Origin of the sequence: Carnobacterium sp., assembly GCF_032094055.1 — a bacterium.
In the GTDB taxonomy this organism is placed as follows: domain Bacteria; phylum Bacillota; class Bacilli; order Lactobacillales; family Carnobacteriaceae; genus Carnobacterium_A.
Map to the genome: position 1 here is coordinate 37,492 of NZ_DAMDAK010000014.1, position 2,062 is coordinate 39,553.

General features: G+C 33.3%; 2 protein-coding genes. Both read right to left on the bottom strand.

Annotated elements, in window-relative coordinates:
* Positions 1-163: 163 nt before the first annotated feature.
* Positions 164-910 (bottom strand): MBL fold metallo-hydrolase, encoded by a 747-nt coding sequence (locus RT405_RS03770; protein WP_313467674.1) that lies wholly within the window; start codon positions 908-910, stop codon positions 164-166.
* Positions 911-1,031: 121 nt separating this feature from the next.
* Positions 1,032-2,062, bottom strand: a 1,031-nt coding sequence (hemG, locus tag RT405_RS03775; protein WP_313467676.1) for a protoporphyrinogen oxidase, incomplete at its 5' end; no start/stop codon positions are given.

The window sequence follows — 2,062 nt, forward strand, 5'->3', positions numbered from 1 at the left end:
GTCAAATATTTTAACAAAAAAGTTTCAATTGCTAAATTAATTCTTGGATCAGTAATTTCTTGTCCATTTCGTTCGTTTGCAACAAAATACATATCTTATTCCTCTTTTCATTATTTCACAGTTGACTAAAAATTTTATTGATATAAGGCTTTAAAAGACTGGTCTAAATTGTGATTACTAAATCTTTTTTTGCTAAAGTTACCTTTGTTTCCGGAGCTTCATTTACAGCTTGAGCTTTTAGCAGTTCTAAATCTCCTTCTTGCGGCAAATGAGTCAGGATCAATTGATTTACTTGCGCTTCTCTAGCAATTCGAGCCACTTCGATTGAAGTCATATGGATGCGATGATTTTCCATCCCTTCAAAAAGGTTCGTATCTGCTAATAAAACATCAGCCTTTTCGCTGAACGGAATAAATTCTGGTAAATAGCCCGAATCAGCTGTAAATACTACTACTTTTCCTGAATTCACCTCTGTTATTCTTAAAGCAAAACAAGGTACTGGATGAAGGGTTCTCATAAAGTCGATTTCAAATGGTCCAATCGTTAGCTTTTCATTTTCTTCATATCCCACACCTTCTGTTACTCGTTCCAGAGTTAACCGGTTAAAATTTTCTTGGTCTTCTTGGTGACCATAAATAGGTAAAATAGGTGCCCGGCGTTCATCATTATCCATTCGCTTCAATTGTCTGGTAAATTGCAATACTCCTATGTCTGCAATATGATCTGCATGGTAATGAGATAAAATTACAGCATCTAAATTTAAAGGGTCAAGATGATTTTCAAGTGAAATTAATGATGCGCTTCCTGCATCGATTAATAAGTGAAAGTCTTCGGATTCTAATAAGTAAGAGCTGGTTCCTTCATTTTTTGTGGGGTAACCTCCCCAATAGCCTAGCACTGTTAGTTGCATCTTTGTTTTCTCCTTTTGTTTTTGACTTCTTTCATTACCATACACCACTATTAGAAAAATGAAAATAAAAAAGCCCCTTTTAGAATAAAATAAGGACTTTTTCATCTACTTCCGCTTTCTTTTACATACAATTTTGTTTTTTCATATATTCAACCAATTGTTCTCCCACATGGTTTCCTTGTTTAATGCATTGATTGATACCAAATCCTGACAAGCCATGTCCTGCAATATAAACACCAGGAAATTCCTTCCGAAGTAATGATTCAATCTGTTTCATTTCTTCTTCTTGCGAGATGGTATATTGAGGTATTGCATTAGGCCACCTTTTTATCATGCGAGAAAGGGGTTTTTCAGCAATACCTAAAATAATTTCAAGGTCTTTTAAAATGGTCTCTTCAATTTCTTTATTACTTAATGAAACTAAAATATCTTCTCCGTTTCGGCCAAAACTAACTCCGATTAATACATCTTCACTTTTATTTAAAGTAGGCCACTTTTTATTTAAAAAAATAATCGATGTAACAAAAGAATCGTTTCTTCTAGGAGTAACAATCCCGAAACCTTTTGGCTCATTTTTGATAGCTTCTTTTGAAAAACTAAAAACAATGTATCCAATGGAAGCTGTATCTACTTTATTAAATACTTCTTCGATTTCAGAATGTTGAATGAGTTTAGCATATTCAGTAATAGGCGTAGCAATACAAATAGCACCTACTCGAACTTGCTCTTTATGATTGATATCAAGAATATAAGTATTTTGTTCATTTTTTTTAATTTCCAAAACTTTTTTTCTATATTTGATATACGGTTTTGAATTTTCTTCAAGTGCTTCTGTTAACACAGACAATCCTTTCTGAAAAGTTATATAATTCCCCGACCCATCTATTAACTCTGGATGATGTTTTAACCCTTTTGTCAGGCTGCCATATTTCATTTCTAACTCATAAAGCAGTTCTTTGGAAGCTTTAATCCCCATCCTATCCAAGTCACTAGCGTAGATCTTTGTGAAAAAAGGCTCGATGATATGTTCTACCATCTCATCGCCAAAATGCTTTTTCAAATAAGGTCCTGTTTCAATATCTTTTTCCACTTTTTTAGCCGAAAAAAACCAAGATTTATAACTAGCTAATTTCCCGTGAATCGTTAATAATT

Bases quoted from the DNA above. Each gene is read 5' to 3' on its own strand.
- RT405_RS03770 (WP_313467674.1), bottom strand. From the start codon at position 910: ATGCAACTAACAGTGCTAGGCTATTGGGGAGGTTACCCCACAAAAAAT.